The organism is Providencia sp. PROV252 (genome assembly GCF_033676005.1).
GTDB classification, from domain to species: domain Bacteria; phylum Pseudomonadota; class Gammaproteobacteria; order Enterobacterales; family Enterobacteriaceae; genus Providencia; species Providencia vermicola.
In genome coordinates this window covers 1,446,555-1,466,797 of the sequence record NZ_CP096294.1, presented here as the reverse complement: position 1 = coordinate 1,466,797, position 20,243 = coordinate 1,446,555, and the positions used below count along the sequence as shown (strand labels likewise).

The following is a 20,243-nucleotide window of genomic DNA, read 5'->3' as shown; positions in this document are numbered from 1 at the left end:
ATGTCGCACGCACCCAATGCCACCAGCAATTAAGCTTTATGAACACTAAAGTGCAAACGATGTTTCGTCGGATAAAACGCGCTATAGATTACCCTATTTGAACGCTTATGTGCCATGAAAAAATCAATAAAAATGCGTTTAGTTGAATTTATCACTGCAAATTAGGTTTCACATAAGCTGGAGGTGACCTATCGTCATGCGGTTACTCGTTGAAAAAGAAAATCCCAGACAATATCTGGGATTTTCTTATATTTAACCGTGGACTAATTAGCTTTCTAACGCCTTGGTAATTTTTTCAAATAAATCACCCGATAAGTTATCGAGTTCTTTTAATTGCTCTAACACGTTACGCATCTGAGCTTGACGCTTTTCATCGTAGCGTTTTAAGCGAATAAGAGGCTCAATTAAACGAGATGCGACTTGCGGGTTACGAGTATTCAGATCGACTAAAATTTCATACAGGAACTGATAGCCACTGCTATCCTCTGCATGGAAATTAACAGGGTTACCTGCCGTGAAAGCGCCAACTAACGAACGAACACGGTTCGGATTACTCATACTGAATGAACGGTGATTTAACAGCTTACGCACATTTGATAACGTGCCTTTTGCTGGGTTTGAACCTTGCAATGTAAACCATTTATCCATTACCAAGCCATCGTGGTGCCAGCGTTCATCAAAATCAGCCATCAATTGTACGAGGCAAGGCAGTTGTGCTTCATTAGCAGCTGTCAGTGCTGCCAGTGAATCCGTCATGTTATCCGCATTTTTATACTGATCTTCGACCAGTTTATTCGCCATCACTGCATCATCATTCACCGCTAAATATTGCAAACAAACATTACGTAACGATCGTTTTGCAATATCTTGATGATCGACACGGTAACCATCAATATTAATCGAGCGGTATACCGTCAAGAATTCATCAGACATCTCGTTGGCTAATCGGTGATGAATAAAATTGATCACCTCGTGGATAGCAACAGGATCGATAACTGTAAATAGCTCTGCAATTTCATTCTCTGATGGCAGTGTTAAGATCAATGCTGCTAGCGCAGGATCAATTGATTCACTCAATAAAACGGCACGGAAAGCATCAACTACCGACTCAGGTAAAACAAGTTCTTCACCTTTTTGGTATTTAGCGACATTGATCTTTGCATAGTTGTTGATCAGCTGCTGAGCGGCATCCCAACGTGAAAACTCGTTGCTGGCATGCTGCATCAAAAACGCTAATTGTTCATCGCTATAGTTATAATCTAACTTAACTGGCGCAGAAAATTCGCGTAATAAAGACGGCACTGGGCGAGTTGTGACTTCATCAAACACAAAAGATTGTGTCTCTTGAGTGATGTTGAGCACTGAGTTTACCACGCTCCCACCACGTTTTAATGGAATAACTGCCCCTTCCTCATCATATAACTCAATATCCAGAGGAATATGCAGAGCCAGTTTTTCTGTTTGATCTAACGTCGGCGGCGTCATTTGGCTAACATGCAATGTATACTGCTGTTTTTCAGGCGAATATTCATCACGCACTGTTAATACTGGTGTACCTGATTGGCTATACCAGCGGCGGAATAAAGACAAGTCGACATTTGACGCATCTTCCATTGCTTGGACAAAATCGTCACATGTGGCTGCGCTGCCATCGTGGCGATGAACATACAGCTGTATCCCTGCTTGGAACATTTCTTCACCAAGTAAGGTGTGGATCATCCGAATGACTTCAGAACCTTTTTCGTACACTGTTAATGTATAGAAATTATTCATTTCTATTACTTTTTCAGGGCGAATTGGGTGAGCCATTGGGCTTGCATCTTCCGCAAATTGTGCCGCGCGCATCACTTTAACATTATTAATTCGGTTAACTGATCGAGAGCCTAAATCTGAGCTAAATTCTTGGTCACGAAAAACCGTTAAGCCTTCTTTTAAGCTTAATTGGAACCAATCACGACAAGTAATGCGGTTGCCCGTCCAGTTATGGAAATATTCATGGCCAATCACGGATTCAATATTCAGATAGTCTTTATCTGTTGCCGTATCACTTTTGGCTAACACATATTTGGAGTTAAAGACGTTCAAGCCCTTATTTTCCATTGCCCCCATATTGAAGAAGTCAACGGCGACAATCATATAAATATCAAGGTCATATTCTAAACCGAAACGCTCTTCATCCCATTTCATGGCATTTTTTAGCGACTGCATCGCCCATGGCGCTCGGTCTAAATTACCTTTATCGACAAATAATTCCAACGCCACTTCTCGGCCACTACGAGTGATAAAAATATCTTTTAATACGTCAAAATCACCCGCGACCAATGCAAATAAATAGCTTGGTTTCGGGAATGGGTCTTCCCATTTAACCCAATGGCGACCATTTTCTAACTCGCCTTCTGCAATACGGTTACCATTAGATAAAAGATAAGGATAACGCGTTTTGTCTGCAGTAATGGTTGTGGTGTAACGCGCTAATACATCTGGGCGGTCTTGATAAAAGGTAATATGGCGGAAACCTTCTGCTTCACATTGCGTACATAGAGCATCACCTGAAACATATAAACCTTCTAACGCCGTATTTTTTTCAGGGCTAATTTCATTCACAATACGCAGCGTAAAAGATTCAGGTAATGATTTAATAATCAATTTACCTTCAGCTTGTTGATAATCTGCCCACGCGTTTCCATCAATTTCGATACTCATTAATGATAAATCTTCGCCATGTAATTCCAGGGTTGAAGATTGTGGATTAATGCGTTTCACCTGACTCACTGCGGTTACTACGGTCTTAACAGGGTCAAGATTAAAATCGAGGTCAATCTCTGTAATCGTATAATCAGGGGCTTGATAATCCTGACGATATTTCGCTTGTCTTAACTGGGTCATAAGTAACCTTTTAATTCGTTATATTCGATATCGCACTACTTCGCTGCTTTATACAATACTATAAGACACCGTAATGTGAACGGATTTGAGAAACATTTTCATCAAAAGATGTTATCTGTTTTTTATCTGATGTTACTTTCTTATATTTAATAGTCGCTGTTTTGTTACAAAATCGTTTGTTTGTTGGTGCTATAGTACTATCAAATATTTCACGACATGTTAGTATCTTTTCGTGATTAATCGTTTTGTATCTAAAACATTAGTCGCTCTCGTTTCAAAATGGATTTCTCTGATATAACAGCTTTACCTAGAAGCAAATGAGCGAATTAAGCTGAATATGCCCCGCTAATACAGACTGATAGAATAACGCTTCTATCTTTTGTTAAAGTGGGTATACTTTTGCAACTTTAACGATTTAGCAAATTGCTAATATAAGTAGATAAGCTCCGCGAGGATGTCTGCGCGCCATGAATTTAGACGCTACACCGATTATTACATCACTGCTTGATACCGATGCTTACAAGCTTCATATGCAGCAGGCTGTTTTCCACCGATACTACCACGTACCGGTTGTTGCTGAGTTCCGCTGTCGTAGCAGTGAGCTCCTAGGCGCCTACGCCGATGAAATTAGGCAACAAGTTCAGTTGATGGAACATTTATCCCTGACTGACGATGAACTGACATTTCTACACCGCTTGCCTTTTTTCCAAGAAGATTACCTCACTTGGCTAAAAACGTTCCGCTTTAACCCTGAACAAGTCATAGTCACCTCTCATGACGATGGGCAATTAGCTATTCGTATTAGTGGCCCTTGGCGTGAAGTGATCATGTGGGAAGTCCCTCTGCTTGCACTTGTTAGTGAAATTGTGCAGCGAGATAGACACCCTGAAATCACTCCCGACGATGCTGTTAGCCAACTCAGAAAACTGTTAACCGTTTTCTATGCGCAAGCTAATGAAGACCAGCTTGATTTGTCTGGCTTTAAATTAATGGATTTCGGCACTCGCCGCCGTTTTTCTTATGCGGTGCAATCCGCTATTGTTTCCATGCTGAAAAACGAATTTCCTTATCTTATCGGTACCAGTAACTACCAACTGGCCCATGAGCTCGATTTAATCCCTGTCGGTACACAAGCACACGAGTGGTTCCAAGCACACCAGCAAATTAGCCCCGAGCTAGCAAACAGCCAGCGTGAAGCCCTACAAAGTTGGTTAGACGAATACCCTGATCACCTTGGCATCGCGTTAACTGACTGTATCACCATGGACGCGTTCTTACGCGATTTTGATGTCAATTTTGCGAAGCGCTACCAAGGATTACGGCATGATTCGGGGGATCCGATCGAATGGGGTGAAAAAGCCATTGCTCACTATCAAAAGCTGGGTATCGACCCAATGAGCAAAACACTGGTTTTCTCCGATAGCTTAGATTTACAAAAGGCACTTGATTTATATCGCTATTTCCATCAGCGCATTAATCTCGTTTTTGGGATTGGTACAAGGCTAACATGCAATATTCCTCATGTAACGCCGCTGAATATTGTCATCAAGCTTGTCGAGTGCAATGGAAAACCCGTCGCTAAATTATCAGATAGCCCTGGCAAAACGATTTGTGAAGACGATGAATTCGTTAATCAACTCCGAAAAGCCTTTGATCTGCCTAAAATGGAAAAAGCCTGTTAATCCGCTATTTTTCCTCATTCAGCACAAGAAGATGCACTTTTCTTGTGCTGAGCTCAAAAACCCGCTTTTTCTTTTATTCACTTACTATTACTATAGTTTTTGAACTCTAAAATAATCGTTCGATTCCACTGAAATTATTTATCGCGATTTTTTACTTGTTTCCTAACAAATGGCAAGTAACATAGAGCTTTGGCCCCTGAAATATGGGATTAATACGAAAAAGCCTTATTAATCTGTTTCATCCGCCATTCGCATAATAACAAGGTTGTTATGTGCTTGAACTCGGTATTGAATATTCCTATTACGAAAGCTGGAATACACCCTAAATAATTCGAGTTGTAGGAAGGCGGCAAGCAAATTGAGCTCTAGGAGCATACTGAAGTATGTGACTAGGGTCAGTTTGTGAAGCCAACACACCTACAACTTGAAATATGACGGGTTGCAGATGCATAAGATTAACCATTATATAGAAGAGAGTGAATTATATGATAGTAGCGCCTGTAGTCGACGTACTGCAAGGCCGTGTGGCGGTAGGCTCTGAAGTCACCGTTCAAGGCTGGGTACGTACAAGGAGAGATTCAAATGCTGGTTTTTCTTTCCTCGCCGTTTATGACGGCTCATGCTTTAACCCGTTACAGGCTATCATTAATAATAATTTACCGAATTATAATGACGAAGTCCTGCATCTCACCACGGGTTGTTCCGTTGAAGTCACGGGTACGGTAAAAGAGTCTCCAGGTCAAGGTCAATCATTTGAATTAGAAGCCACCGCAGTCAAAGTGGTTGGTTGGATTGAAGACCCTGACACTTACCCAATGGCAGCAAAACGCCATAGCGTTGAATTCTTACGTGAAGCAGCACACTTACGTCCACGCACTAATTTAATTGGTGCTGTTGCACGTGTTCGTCATACCTTAGCGCAAGCTATCCACCGCTTCTTTAATGAACAAGGCTACTTCTGGGTTTCAACACCAATCATTACGGCTTCTGATACCGAAGGCGCAGGTGAAATGTTCCGTGTCTCTACACTGGATTACAATAACTTGCCACGTAATGACAAAGGTGAAGTGGATTTCAGTGAAGATTTCTTTGGTCGCGAAGCCTTCTTAACGGTTTCAGGCCAGTTAAATGGTGAAGCCTACGCAACGGCACTGAGCAAAGTGTACACCTTCGGCCCAACATTCCGTGCTGAAAACTCCAACACCAGCCGTCACTTGGCGGAATTCTGGATGGTTGAGCCAGAAGTTGCGTTTGCAAACTTAGATGATGTGGCTGGCCTTGCAGAAAAAATGCTGAAGTTTGCATTTAAAGCAGCACTGACCGAACGTCGTGATGATTTAGAGTTCTTCGCACAACGTGTTGATAAAGACGTTATCACTCGCTTAGAAAGCTTTGTTAACTCTGATTTCGCGCAAGTTGATTACACTGATGCTATCAAAATCCTTGAGACCTGTGGCCAGAAATTCGAAAACCCAGTTTACTGGGGTGTCGATATGTCTTCTGAACATGAGCGCTACCTCGCTGAGCAGCACTTCAAAGCACCTGTGGTTGTGAAAAACTACCCGAAAGATATCAAAGCTTTCTATATGCGCCTCAATGAAGACGGCAAAACCGTTGCTGCAATGGACGTATTAGCACCGGGCATTGGTGAAATCATCGGTGGTTCACAGCGTGAAGAGCGTTTGGACATGTTAGATGCTCGCCTTGAAGAAATGGGCATGAACAAAGAAGATTACTGGTGGTACCGTGATCTACGCCGTTACGGTACAGTGCCTCACTCAGGTTTCGGCCTTGGTTTTGAGCGCTTAGTTGCCTATGTAACTGGTGTCAGTAACGTACGTGAAGTGATCCCATTCCCACGTACCCCAAGAAACGCAGCATTCTAACTTCTGCTTTTCTGTATTGATTCACGAGCCAGCGCATGTTGGCTCGTGATAATTAAGCCCTGAGATGCTTTCACTTAATAACTATCTCATCTTGTTACATTTAATTTCAGTCATCTGATAAACAGATCACATTTTTTACGTTATTGCCTTATAATTTCCCGTTATATTGCACCAACATTGATATTGCTAAGAATAATCTGCTTTTTTGCTCCATTTTTGTTTTTTGCCAACCAGAAATCTTCAGTGAAATTTATCTAAGTTGCTCAAAAAAAGCTCAAATCGTCTATCAAAAAAGTTCCCTTAATTTTGTAATATTTTTTAAACTGGTACGATGAGTGGTTATTTTTCGATCTGTTTTTTACATTTAGAAACATCTAGTTACCATTTGTTTCAGAATCTTTGATTTTGTAGCACTTTGAGGGTAGATAAATTTATTTAGCAATGGAACACTGGTCGCCGACATAGACGACACTAATCTCTCATAAATAGTTCCAATTATTTTTGCGAATTATTTTTGGCAGTGGCAGGTGTCCGAATAACACCAATGAGGGTAATAATAATGATGAAACGCAATATTCTTGCAATGGTTATCCCAGCTCTGTTAGCTGCTGGTGCAGCAAACGCAGCTGAAGTATACAACAAAGACGGCAACAAGTTAGACGTTTACGGTAAAGTGGACGTTCGTCACTACTTTGCAGACGGCAAAGGCAGCAACGGAACTAAAAGCGAAGATGGTGATGATTCACGTGTTCGTTTAGGCGTTAAAGGTGATACTCAAATCACTGATCAACTGACTGGCTTTGGTCGCTTCGAGTGGGAAACTAAAACCAACAAAGGTGAAGACAACAACACCAACAAAAACCGTTTAGCATACGCGGGTCTGAAATTTGCTGATTTCGGTTCAATCGACTACGGCCGTAACTACGGTGTTGTATACGATACTGCAGCTTGGACAGACGTTCTGCCTTTATGGGGCGGCGATTCTATGGCTCAGACTGATACATTCATGACTGGTCGTAACCGTAACTTATTAACTTACCGCAACAGCGATGCTTTCGGTTATGTTGATGGCCTGAGCTTTGCTCTGCAATATCAAGGTAAAAATACCGAAACTAACAAATCAGGTGTTACTGATGTTTACAAAAACAACGGTGACGGTTACGGTTTCTCAACAGCTTATAACTTAGGTTGGGGCGTAACTCTGGGTGGTGGTTATTCTAACTCGGCTCGTACTGAAAACCAAAAAACTAGCCAAGCTCGTGGTGACCGTGCTCAAGCATGGAACGTTGGTGGTAAATTCGACGCTAACAATGTTTACTTAGCTGCAATGTATGGTGAGACTCTGAACATGACTCACTACGGTAGCAAAGATTTCATCGCTAACAAAACTCAAAACGTTGAGTTAGTAGCTCAGTACCTGTTCGACTTTGGTCTGAAGCCATCTGTTGCTTACGTTCAGTCTAAAGGTAAAGACCTGCCAGGCTACGGTAACAAAGATATCCTGAAATATGTATCTGTAGGTTCTTACTACTACTTCAACAAAAACATGTCTGCAGTTGTTGATTACAAAATCAACCTGTTAAAAGACAACGATTTCACTAAAAATTCCAAAAACGGTATCAACACTGATAACGTAGTTGGTTTAGGTCTGATCTACCAATTCTAATTATCAGTTAACTGATAATCGAGAAAACGGTAACATGTTTTTGCAAGCAGCGCTTCGGCGCTGCTTTTTTATTTCTACGTTATACATCCCCTTGTTATACCAACCTCAAAACCTGTTCACCTTCCCAGTTATCAACCCAAATCATCGATAAGACAGGTAAATTCACCACCTTTATGGATATTTCTGGTTGGATTACATGCAATTCCTACCTAGCTCACAAGATCTCGCCAATTTTTCGTAAAACGGTTGGCAAAACCCCTTTCACACGTTAACCTGATTACTCGACTCGTTCGACTAAACCCGTTTTCAGCTATACCCAGCATTCATCCACTGTATGGGGCATCTGACAAGTAAGGTTGCCATAAACACCCTTGCTTTGCCTCACGACACAGGTTTATGTTAGGTACCACAACCGAGCTTTGGAATCGACAACATGTTTGAGAAAATTACTTCTGCCCCCGCTGACCCAATTTTAGGTCTTGCTGATAGTTTCCGTGCTGACCCCCGCGATAATAAAATTAACTTAGGTATTGGCGTCTACAAAGACGAATCAGGGAAAACCCCTGTGCTTGATACCGTCAAAAAAGCAGAAAAATTCCTGCTTGATAATGAAAACACCAAAAACTATCTTGCGATTAGCGGAATGCCAGAATTTGGCCGTGTAACACAAGAACTGTTATTCGGTGCACAACATGAAATTGTCACCTCAAAACGTGCACGTACAGCGCAAGCACCGGGTGGTACAGGTGCATTACGTATCGCTGCGGATTTTATTGCGAAACAAACCAACGCGAAGCGTGTTTGGATAAGCAATCCAACTTGGCCTAACCACAAAAATATTTTTGAAGCAGCTGGCTTAGAAGTATTAACCTACAACTACTATGATGCGGCTAGCCACGGTATGGATTTTGACGGTATGCTAAATAGCCTGTCATCTGCTGTTGCTGGCGATGTGATTGTGCTGCACGGTTGCTGCCATAACCCAACAGGGATTGACCCAACCCCTGAGCAATGGGCTAAACTGTCTGACCTGTGCGCAGAAAAAGGCCTATTACCTGTTTTTGACTTTGCTTACCAAGGTTTTGCTAAAGGCTTAGATGAAGACGCTGAAGGCCTGCGTATTTTCACCAAAAATAACCCTGAAATGATTGTTGCCAGCTCATTCTCTAAAAACTTTGGTTTATACAATGAGCGTGTTGGTGCTTGCACTATTATCGCGAAAGACAGCGATAACGCAGAGCGTGCATTTAGCCAAGCAAAAGCGGTTATCCGTGCAAACTACTCAAACCCACCAGCACACGGCGCAGCAGTGGTTACCACAATCCTTTCTGATGATGCGTTAAAAGCCGAATGGATCCAAGAATTAACCGCAATGCGCGAACGTATTAAACGTATGCGTCAGCTACTAGTCAAAACTTTGGATGAAAAAGGCGCTAAACAAGACTTTAGCTTCATTATCAACCAAAATGGTATGTTCTCCTTCAGTGGGCTGACAAAAGAGCAGGTAGAGCGTCTACGTAGCGAATTTGGTATCTATGCTGTGAGCTCAGGCCGTATTAACGTGGCTGGCTTAACGCTGGAAAATATGGTTCCACTGTGTGATGCTATCGTGAAAGTTCTATAGATATTTATTCAAACAACTAAATATTTCACAAAAACAGCCAGTAACTTAACTGGCTGTTTTGTTTATAACAAAGGAATTACCTCAAATGGCTCAGGAAACGCTCTGTCATTTGGACTCCTCCCCAGTTATTTCTGACATTATCATTACCAATATTAGGGTCAACGCTTCCCTCATAAGCAATACGTTGCTCCGTCAACAACTGTATCAAGCGATCAATAGTTGATTCCTCATTGTGTTTTGATAATTGCTTGTAATCATTAAAAAAGCTCACTTGCATCACATTAGTCATAGAGGCAGTATGATTATTGTGTTGCAAAGTGACTCTCCTTCCTCCCTTTGATTGATATACCGTTTCTGCAAGCGTTGCTGAAAGTTCTTTGTAGATTATCTCAGTTGGGGAAAAATCAACCAGTACCACTTGATTACGCCCTTCGAGATCATGGATAGTGACATCCCCTTGCCCATGGCTACTTACAATATAGATATCATCCCCTTTACCACCAGCTAAATGGTCTTTTCCATCTAAAGAAATTAATACATCCTGCTTCATGCCTTGCGCCAATAAAATATCATCACCTTGACCACCATAAAGGATATTTTCGCCACCTGTTGTTATCAGCTTATCATTACCACTCCCACCTTTAATCACACGGCCATGCTGTGACATATCCATCACTTCATCATTACCAACCTGCATATCAATAAGCCAATGCTCTCTCGCATAATTTTCGGATAATACAATTCCATCATTTCCCATGGTTTGTTTTAATGGTTTAGGAACGTCATTTAACATATCAGCAAGCTCATTAACTGGCTTCCAGATGGCTAGCTGTCCTGAATGTTTTGCTTTATCGAGTTTTTCAGATAAGTAATAAGATAACGAAGTCATACTACTCGTCGTAGATGAAATATATTTATTATCAAGTTGATTATAGTGATGAATATTAAAGCGAGCCCCGCTATCATGAGTTGGCTGTTTAATCTTGAGAATTTTACCTGATGATGAAACATAAATTTGATAAGCGGGATCGGTCTCTTCAATTTCTTGCCGTTTAAAATTAACTAAGTGGATATGGTTATTACCATGATTATCTTCAATATAAGCGGCGCCTGAGTGGTTGCCATCAATAATATAATGGTCATTTCCACCTTCACCCATCAAAGTATCTACTCCATCATCTGACAGCAATAAATCATCCCCCTCCCCGCCACTAGCAAAGTTATTTCCAGCCCCGCCATATAAGACATTATTCCCCATGGTAGCTTTAATATTATCATCACCTTCCCCACCTAATAACACATAGCTATTTAAGCTCTTATTGATAATAGTATCGTCGCCATTTTGGCCATCAATAACATGCTTTTCTAATATATAACCCGCAGGTAAAAGAATTTGATCGTCATAATCGCTGCTGCTTATAACTGGATTCACTGGGGAAATATGATTTTTCTGTAAATCCACTTTAAATACATTACTATATTTATCTTGTATTAAAATCACCTCAGAAAGATTATCTCCCACATTTGTAAAATGAACTATTAGTTTTTTCTGCCCAAATTTATCGAAGTTACCTAATTTCCCCTCATCCATCGAGAGAGCAAAACCATTCTCAGTAGGTAATAATAAAATCACCTTATCATGAACTGTGAAACTGTCTTTTACCTTCGCGAAATCAAATTTAATTTTGCCATATTCATCTTTTTCTGTAAGAATTTGATAGGTGTCAACCCCGCGAGTAACCTCAATATAATTTCCTAGTTTAACCAGAGGCAAAAAGTTATTTTTATCATTACCACGATATGTTAATTGTTCAGCACGACCTATTGGTGCAAACCATCCCCATTCTGGTGCTACATGTTTTCGGTGCTTATTTATTATGATGGTATTAACCGTTTCATCTATTTCAACTGATTTGCTTTCTGTTGTCGCAACTTGATCAGCTTCTTGAATATAACTGAGGCTGAAATATTGCTCAGGCTCTTTTTGACCAATCTGCGTCGTCATCATCCAACCATCTTGAGTTTGTATTCGGTACACATGATGCGGTTTGTTTAAATCACTATTTGGGTCAATAACATTCTCTAGCCGAATAAAAACAGAGCTTTCTATATTGGTGAAATCATGTCCATCCAGTGTGCTATTTGGTAATTTGATAGTTAGAATTAAATCATTACCGCTTAATTCAACCTGTTTTATTTCATCTAAAGAATATTCTATGCTTACATGGCTTTGTGAACGACTCGATTCTTTAATAGCCACATCAGCCCGATATTCTTTATTATTATTCTTATAGGTAGGGTTTAGAAAACGTTTAGTTTTAACTGCTTTTTCTTCCTTTGCCCAATACTGCTCTGAAAGATAGAGGTCATTAGCATGCTGCATCCATTCAAAACGGCGAATATGATAACTATCATTTCCATCACCACCCACTGCATCACCTTGGGTTAAAACTAGTTTATCATCACCACCATTCCCGACTAATAAATCTTTACCTAAACCACCATCAAGTACATTATTTGTATCATCACCACATACACTATCATTGGTATTCCCTTTGATTATAACATTTTCTATGTTTTGTAAATGAGCAATAGAAATAAACGGATGCTTTCCTTCTTGCTTATAATGCAGTGTATTTTTTTCTAAATTAACATAAGCATGATGATCATCAGGTAAGAGGTCAATAGTAACCGTATCGTTCCCGCCCTGACCATCAAGATACTTAGTTGGCATTGTATTATTGAGTGACATTAATGCGCTTAAATTATTATCTCGCAGATAAAACAGGTCATCTTTATCTCCACCTGCAAAATATTTTTCGCCCGATAAAACCTGAAATGCATTTTTTCGCCCTTTTGCGCCAATAATGACATCATTGCCATTAGCTGTATTCCAGCTCGTTCCTCTACTGTAAGGGGTATCCAAATACAACGCTATCCTTTGAAAATCATTCACTAAATTCTCACTAAAACGCCGCTCATTTTCTCTAAACATCCGTTGCCCTAACACACCAAATTCAGTTTTATTTGAGTAAAAATTAATTTGTGAGGAACTCGAATTTAGCAACTGATTATGCATTGATAAGGTCAAACTATTTTCTGAAATTTTATGGCGAGATTTAAAAGCATCAAATAACGGATTTTTATATGCTGAATTTAAAGAATAAGTATCGTGCGTAGGTTTCGTTCCTGTTTGTTTAATATCAACTATCTCTTTTGCTTCTTTTTTAGGCCTGAAATTTTTACGGACCGATAATCCCATTCTTTTATACAAATAAATTAAATCTCTAAACCATGCACTTTTTCTAATGATCTTATTACCCAGAATAAAATCAATTTCATTAGCAGTAAAAGAAAGCGCACCTTTTTTCGAAAACCGGAGCCCATAATAGCCTGATCCTAGACGTTGATTTTCTAATATGCCACTAAAATAGTTTCCATATCCATCTACTAAATAATATTTTTGCTCATTACCATAAACAGGTTCTTCAACAATACTTAAATGATGATCAAAGCCTGCCGCTAGAATATGACTCTCAAATAATGCCAGATCAATTTCCCAATTTTGTTTTTTAAATGCATTAATATACAGCTGAGTATTCATCTCTTGTTGAGTTCGCAAAGTCGGCTCTAAACCTAAAGCTCCTCGTATTCCCTCTTCTAATTCCCTATCCCAGTCAATATCAATGACCTCTTTTATATTCTCGACTGCACGAACACCATTGTAAACCCATCCACCAACAAGCAAAACTCCACCAACAACTAGTCCCACAATAGGAATAGTTGAAGATCCTACTAATACAGCAATCACTGTCACGCCATTAATTACGGCGCTAGTAATAGATAAAGAGGCGTTAACAATAAGATCTTGGCGTTGTTTAGGATCTGATACGTCATTGAGTTTAGATAAACTATCGTAGGCTTGATAGATATCAATCCCCATCCCGACTAAGTTAAAAATGATAACTGTTCCCGCAGCAAGCCTTGCACGAACAAGGGAACTCACACCTCTAGCAGAAGAGATATTTAACAACATCGGTTGTATAATCATATCCCCATAATTAAATAATGCGGATGCACATAATAAATAAAACTGTTTTTCTAACTCCTTAATTTCTTCTTCTGTGATATCTGGGTTATCGAGCTTATGTAAAATAGCATATGCACTGATCATACTCTGAATAGCACCAACTGCCCCCATTCCTTGTCCAGCACGGTTTGCAATACGTTGGAATAATGGAAGTTTAGTTCCTGCTTGACGAACTTTTAATAACGTCGAAGAAGAAATAGTTTCTTGCTGTACATCACTATCATTCGCTAGATACTTAAATTGCTTTTTCAATACTGCAGATCCACTAAAACTCGCTTGGTTATCGACTAGTTGATATATATCTCCTGAATTTAACTGTTCACGAAATATTTTAGTAAAGATAACATCGTCTTTTCCGCCTTCCATTAAAGAAAAATACATGGCTAACTTTTCAGAGGAAAAGCGAATTTTTTTATGCGAATTATCTGAGATAATATCTGATAGAGTAACAGGCTTCCCCTCTATCGTTGCCCCTAATAGCTGTAATTTAGCAAAAGCGATTTTTTCACCATTAATCGTTACCCAACTATTTTTAGGTAAACTAAATTCAGCTTGTTCGATAATAGATTTACGTTGACTCTGTAGAGAAGAGAATCTAGCTTTTAGATTCGGCGACTCCAAATCAATTGATTGAATACCTCCTCTAAAGTCACCATTTTCCATTTTTTGGAAGCCTGCCGACTTACCTCTATTTATAGACTTCCCATCGGAAAGTTGGATATCCTCATTAAAATACTGTTTAAGTTGCTGTTGAAATTGCTGTTGTGCTAACTGAAGAGAGTTATTTCTAATGCTAAATTGCACCCCTTGAGGGTCAAATAGGCAAATTTCGTATGTCCCATTACGCCTAACATGAGTGATTGTGTAAGTTGTTAATTTTCCTTGTAAAAATACGATCCTATTTGTCGTATCAGAAACCACTGAAAATAAATTTACCACTGATTGGTCAGAAATAGAGATACTGTTATTCCTGATTAACGTATCAATATCCTGAGTATATTTTTGCATTTTTTTCAGCAAGGTATCCTCTGCTGAAGTAAGTGTTTTTTGGTCTGCAATTAACTCGATTTGAGCCTTTCGCTCAAGAAAATCACGTGCTAAATCACTATCGGTAAAATAATATTCAATGCCATATATGAGACCTAATTCTTGGTCTATCCCAGTCGACCCACCATTTTTCGATATAATACCATGATTAATCAAACCAATATTTTTTCCTTGGTTTAATTGTTGGCTATATTGTTGCAACCGTTGAGCTTGATAATTTTTATACGTTTTAAATGCTTCAGAAAAAGAGAGGTTTTTAAATCTCCCATTATCACCTTCAAAATTTTTAATGCTAAGCTCACTAAATCCTTTTAAATTTTCACTTAACAAAATGAGCTTGTTATCATCCGTTACTAAAGCTAAAACTTTACCTTTATCTATGCCATCACCGGCAGGAAATAGCTGTTTAAGTAATTCTTGGGAATGTTGACTTAAATTATTTAATACTGAAAGATCGCTTTTTATTGCTACTAATAAAGTGTGGATGCTATCTGCTTGTTGCCGATAATTCGTCTCTAGCGTTGTCTCTATCAATTGATTTATTGATGCCGTGGTGAGTGTATGTCCACGGTTTAATGCTTCATTTACCTTTGAATTGACAAGAGGATCTTGTAATACAATCATTAGTTTTTTAGCATCAATAAACCCTTCGTTATCCGAAAAGTAATTTAACAAATAAGGATGTTGCACCAAATCGATATCTTGAATAGCAATTTCTTTTAGTGCTATTTTTTCCAATAACGAAATGAGCTGCTGGTTAGGCTGACTTGCCAGTACAGTAGGAGAAACGTTACTGTTTACTGTTGTGGATTTATCCAGAGCTTCATAGATAAATTTAGATTTAACTTCACGGTTAATGCCTTGTACTTTAAACTCCTCAGATAAACGACTAAGAAATATTTTATGCTCACCGGCTTCAGTTATCATTGCTGGTCCAACAGAATGGAATAGGATATTTTCAGGGTTTATTAACGGATATTTTTTTTTGAGTAGCGATAGCTCAATAGACAATGCATTTGTTGGCTTTCGTACTGTTTCTGCATCGCCAATAATCACCCAATTCGTTATTACTTGTTTTTCCAATAAAGACATTAAATGTTCTTTACCATATTCTAAAATATGTTTTTTACTATCAACATCCATTTGAAAAATTAATGTATTTTGAGGATTTCTCGCGGCTAAATTCTCCGCTTGTAATAAACCTTTTTTATCCCGTGTCAGCCTAATAATAACAGTTAACTCTCCTAAATTCTTAATTGTATTTGCTAATACCTTTTTTTGAATATTCTGGCTGTTAACCATCTTCCAAATGGGAATATCTATGATACCGAGTTCATTTAATCGTGCAGAGAACCTAGTATAAAAATCATTGGGAAAAACACTGTTATTTTTTTTAAGCTCCTGAACAAATAGTCTATAGGCATCCTGATTGTAAGCTACTTTTTTTATTAAATTATTATCAAGAATACGAGTATCAGAGTCCCTAAACATATACAAAGGGTCGGGTTCAATATAATCATTTAGTTGAGCGAGTGATAGCTCACCACGACGAACCTCATTAATAAAATATAATGCACTAGAGCTATTATTGATCCTGACTTGCTCACTACCTGAATGATACTGATAGACAAACTTGTAACCTTTGGTATTTACCGAGTCTCTTACAAAGTCAACTGGATAAATAACCTTAGACCCTAAATACATATTTCCGACTCGCCGATTATAAGCGACGATAGGAGCGCGTACATTATTCTCAGCAAGTAAGCTAGTCGCTTTTAGTGCAAAGTTTTCATTAATACCTCCACGACCTAAATCACACCCTAGCATGACGAGTTTGTCCGGCGTTGTATTTTTTAAAACTTTTCTGCGTAAATACATTAATGCTTCAACATATTGCTGTGCATTTTTTTCCATATAAAGAGTTGGCTGATGATGACCATAATATTTTCCATGACCAATTGTTATCCAACGTACTTTTCCTACATTAATTCTATTCAGGTCTCCATGCAAAATTTTATATTGCTTCGAGCCCATATCATACTGAATAATCATAGAGTCTTCAGGATGTTTAGAAAATGCATAAGCAGTTGCTTTAGCTGAATCTTGGTCACCACCATTTTGTATAATCACATTATAGGTATATTCAGTAGGTTTTGCCTGTCTATTAGTTTTCGCATCACCAGCTTTGTTTCGATGGTATATCAACATCGGATCTAGCCAAGTATCTAGATTACCCGTATGTAGTGGATTGCTTTCCGGCAATCGACTACTTTTATAACTTTCCTGCATATTTAAATAAACATCATCAAAATCTGTATCTAACTGAACAACAGGTTTTCCTGTGGTCGGGTCATTATTAATGATACTTTTTTTCCGTATTATTTCTGCTCGCCCTTCAATAAAACTACCTGATATTTTACGTTTAGGATCGAAGTATTGACCATTATCTCCTTCACTCCATTTTTTATTTAATGGTGCCCTATAACCCTGATTTATTAATAACTGTTGAAAGTTAGAAAGTTGTTCAACGTTATTAACAATGATTGCACCTTGGGAATTCATATGAAAATATGTATCGATGGATTCCGTTGTACCTATAAGGCTATTTTTTCCTTTTAGTCGTTCTGGTAATAAAAATGTAATAGGAAAATTTTCGTTCATTATACTCGCAGGGTTAGCATCATCGGCCCCATGGTGAATCAATTCCATCCCCTCGGCTAGACCAAACTTTTCATTTAATTTATTTTTAATTTCTTTTATTTTTTCATTTGCAATTCCGTTATCTTTTCCTTCCTTTCTATTATATTCCGTTTCATCATTATATAATTTCTTCTGGGCTGAATTTAACTCATCATAGTTTACGCTAGCCTTCCACTCTTCCCATGTCAACATCGGAGCTACTTTCACATAATGCTCCAAATCTGACATATGAAAAATAATACTGAAAATATCATAATCTGCTGTTATTGCTCTACCTGTTTTAGAATCACCAATAACATAAAATGGCTCTATTTTATTATTTTCTAGATGATATACACCCCATCTATCGATATTATCTTTTTTAATTTTTTTTAGAAAAAATACTTTTTCAACACCATCAAAAGAAGCCCTTATCTCTTTATACCCATCTTGTTCTACTGTATTTGCAAAATAAATCGTTTTATATCGTATAAGCTCCTCAACTCTTTCTGAAGTAATTTCTAGCATAACAGCAATAGCTTTACCTTCACTAATAGATGATTGAGAGTATTCATTATATTTTTTGCTATTTTCTCTCCCCGATTTTTTCGCAAATTGTTGTTGCACAGGAATAAAACCGGCATGAGGTCCCCAATCCGAACTTTTCGATTTAATAGCTAACCCTTTGCTGCTGTATTCTCCCGTTCCTATAATACTTGTTGATTTAGGATCAATAGGGCGAAAGCCAATAATAATATTCTCTTCATTGGAAACTTGAGTAATTAGATTCTGATGTCTTTCTGAAATACCTGAAACAGGCATATCAATTTCTTTGTTTAAAGGCTTAAGATGTAAGTTAATACTGGTATAATCTTTACTAATACCATCGGAAGTATTCTCTAGTGTCGATGATATTTGCGGATTATTCAAATTAATTATTTTTTCATTCTTTTCCTCATTAGTATTTTGAATAAAATTACCTTTAGATAGAGTCAAATCTATATTTACTTTCCCCATATATATCCCTATATAAATAAAAATTTAATATTAAAATTAGATTAAAATCAATTTAAAATATCAAATTTTCAAGATATAGATAGTTTCAAGAAATATAATTAGGACATAGTTTTAAATTATTTTAGATTACACCCACTACGTATAAAAAAACCCCTGATAAGGGGTTATTGAATGGCACGCTGAGTAATCAATTTCAGTAAACTATTCATCTTGTAAAAAAGGATTGGTTTTGCGTTCAAAGCCTAAATTTGACATAGGCCCGTGACCTGGAATGAACTGATAGTCATCACCTAATGGCAACACTTTGTTTTTAATCGATGCGATTAAGTCCTGATGATTTCCACGAGGGAAATCACTACGCCCTACACCGCCTTTAAATAACACATCACCCATTGAAATTAATTTATCGTCGTGATTGACGAAAATGATATGACCTGGTGTATGCCCTGGGCAATGCAACACATCAAAAGTAATACCGCCACACGTGACTTTATTCCCCTCTTCTAACCAATAATCAGGGGTGAAATCTGGACATTCTCCGATATAAAACATCGCATTTTGTTCTGCAAGGTTTTCAATCCAGAAAGCATCTTCTTTCTGAGGCCCATAAATAGGCACTGAAAAATGTTTGGAGAGTATGGCTGAAGCACCAATATGATCAGAATGGCCGTGGGTAAGCAAAATTTTAGTAAGGGTTAATCCACGACTTTCGATAGCAGAAATCAATTTTTCTGCTTCACCACCAGGATCAACCACAACTGCGTCTAACGTATTTTCATCCCAAATAACCTGACAGTTTTGCATAAATGGCGTTACTGGGATAATAGTATATTTCATCGAACAATTACTCCGTAATCTGTGTCACCTATGCACAGATTACCACGTTCTTGCAGGTCCTGTATCGATATGAATGAAATTGCTTCGTGGGTAGTAACCAACACCACCCGCACCCATCTTCAGTGCCGCTTTACGAATATTACTTAATTGTAAACCTTCAATGTGAAAATCCATCGCTTGTCCACGTGTATGATAGCTTTTTTTGGCGACCCCTGAACTTTTACTGCGTAATTTATTATTCGTTTCTAAAGAACGGTAGCCAGAGATCAATTGAACGGGTTTATTCGTTCCCATCATCATTTGCAGTAAATAAATTTGATCAAACAGTTTTGGATCGATCGTTTTGACTTTGTCACAACGATAATCACGGAAAAAATGATTTAAACGAGCAAGTTCAGATTTATTGTAACGACGACCATCAAAAAATTCTGTTTTCAAAAACTCGCCTGTATTAATGTTTTGAAAACGCAAAATACGAGGACGAGGCGTCGTCATTGCGGCAAATACATGACTTGGTAATAAACTGAGGCCCACTGTTGCAGCACCAATTCCCAGCCATTTTCTGCGGGTTTGATCAATAATATCCATAGGTGATAACTCAGACTCTAATAATTTAAATAAATATTCGATGAATTTCAGACAACCTATTGAGTCTAGCAAATCACACTCAGTTTTAATGTATAATTATGTAAAGATATGCATAATTTAAGTCAAATTTATTGCTATATTCGTCAAAAATAGAGTCATATCACTAAATTCTGCGTCTTAACCGTATTATTACGTTAAATCTGTTGTAATAGATTCCTGAACAGCACGACATCAATAATTT

The 20,243-nt window shown here is 38.3% G+C and carries 8 protein-coding genes; 4 read left to right on the top strand and 4 right to left on the bottom strand.

Annotation, left to right across the window (positions count from 1 at the left end; all coding sequences use genetic code 11):
* Positions 1–267: 267 nt before the first annotated feature.
* Positions 268–2,886, bottom strand: coding sequence for an aminopeptidase N (gene pepN / locus M1F05_RS06520; protein WP_206086661.1), 2,619 nt, complete (start codon positions 2,884–2,886; stop codon positions 268–270).
* Positions 2,887–3,353: 467 nt separating this feature from the next.
* On the opposite strand from pepN, the gene pncB reads away from it, so the two are divergent.
* From pncB to M1F05_RS06500, 4 genes are all read left to right on the top strand, one after another.
* Positions 3,354–4,568 (top strand): nicotinate phosphoribosyltransferase, encoded by a 1,215-nt coding sequence (gene pncB / locus M1F05_RS06515; protein ID WP_206086660.1) that lies wholly within the window; start codon positions 3,354–3,356, stop codon positions 4,566–4,568.
* Between the two features lie 485 nt (positions 4,569–5,053).
* On the top strand, positions 5,054–6,454 hold the full coding sequence (asnS, locus tag M1F05_RS06510; protein ID WP_206086659.1) for an asparagine--tRNA ligase: 1,401 nt from the start codon (positions 5,054–5,056) through the stop codon (positions 6,452–6,454).
* Positions 6,455–7,013: 559 nt separating this feature from the next.
* Positions 7,014–8,120, top strand: a complete 1,107-nt coding sequence (locus M1F05_RS06505; protein WP_272516342.1) for a porin — start codon at positions 7,014–7,016, stop codon at positions 8,118–8,120.
* A gap of 433 nt (positions 8,121–8,553) precedes the next feature.
* Positions 8,554–9,744: an amino acid aminotransferase gene (locus M1F05_RS06500; protein ID WP_206086658.1), complete on the top strand. Its 1,191-nt coding sequence runs from the start codon at positions 8,554–8,556 to the stop codon at positions 9,742–9,744.
* A 76-nt stretch (positions 9,745–9,820) separates the two neighbouring features.
* Here the strand turns inward: M1F05_RS06500 and M1F05_RS06495 are convergent, their stop codons facing one another.
* From M1F05_RS06495 to M1F05_RS06485, 3 genes are all read right to left on the bottom strand, one after another.
* Complete coding sequence (locus tag M1F05_RS06495; protein ID WP_206086657.1) at positions 9,821–18,577, bottom strand: anthrax toxin-like adenylyl cyclase domain-containing protein; 8,757 nt, start codon at positions 18,575–18,577, stop codon at positions 9,821–9,823.
* A 201-nt stretch (positions 18,578–18,778) separates the two neighbouring features.
* Positions 18,779–19,414: an MBL fold metallo-hydrolase gene (locus M1F05_RS06490; protein WP_206086656.1), complete on the bottom strand. Its 636-nt coding sequence runs from the start codon at positions 19,412–19,414 to the stop codon at positions 18,779–18,781.
* 39 nt (positions 19,415–19,453) lie between these two features.
* Positions 19,454–20,002, bottom strand: a complete 549-nt coding sequence (locus M1F05_RS06485) for a YcbK family protein (protein WP_206086655.1) — start codon at positions 20,000–20,002, stop codon at positions 19,454–19,456.
* Between the last annotated feature and the right edge of the window lie 241 nt (positions 20,003–20,243).

Excerpts from the sequence above, each read along its gene's own strand:
- pepN (WP_206086661.1), bottom strand. The coding sequence starts at position 2,886 with ATGACCCAGTTAAGACAAGCGAAATATCGTCAGGATTATCAAGCCCCT.
- pncB (WP_206086660.1), top strand. The coding sequence starts at position 3,354 with ATGAATTTAGACGCTACACCGATTATTACATCACTGCTTGATACCGAT.
- asnS (WP_206086659.1), top strand. The coding sequence starts at position 5,054 with ATGATAGTAGCGCCTGTAGTCGACGTACTGCAAGGCCGTGTGGCGGTA.
- M1F05_RS06505 (WP_272516342.1), top strand. The coding sequence starts at position 7,014 with ATGATGAAACGCAATATTCTTGCAATGGTTATCCCAGCTCTGTTAGCT.
- M1F05_RS06500 (WP_206086658.1), top strand. The coding sequence starts at position 8,554 with ATGTTTGAGAAAATTACTTCTGCCCCCGCTGACCCAATTTTAGGTCTT.
- M1F05_RS06495 (WP_206086657.1), bottom strand. The coding sequence starts at position 18,577 with ATGGGGAAAGTAAATATAGATTTGACTCTATCTAAAGGTAATTTTATT.
- M1F05_RS06490 (WP_206086656.1), bottom strand. The coding sequence starts at position 19,414 with ATGAAATATACTATTATCCCAGTAACGCCATTTATGCAAAACTGTCAG.
- M1F05_RS06485 (WP_206086655.1), bottom strand. The coding sequence starts at position 20,002 with ATGGATATTATTGATCAAACCCGCAGAAAATGGCTGGGAATTGGTGCT.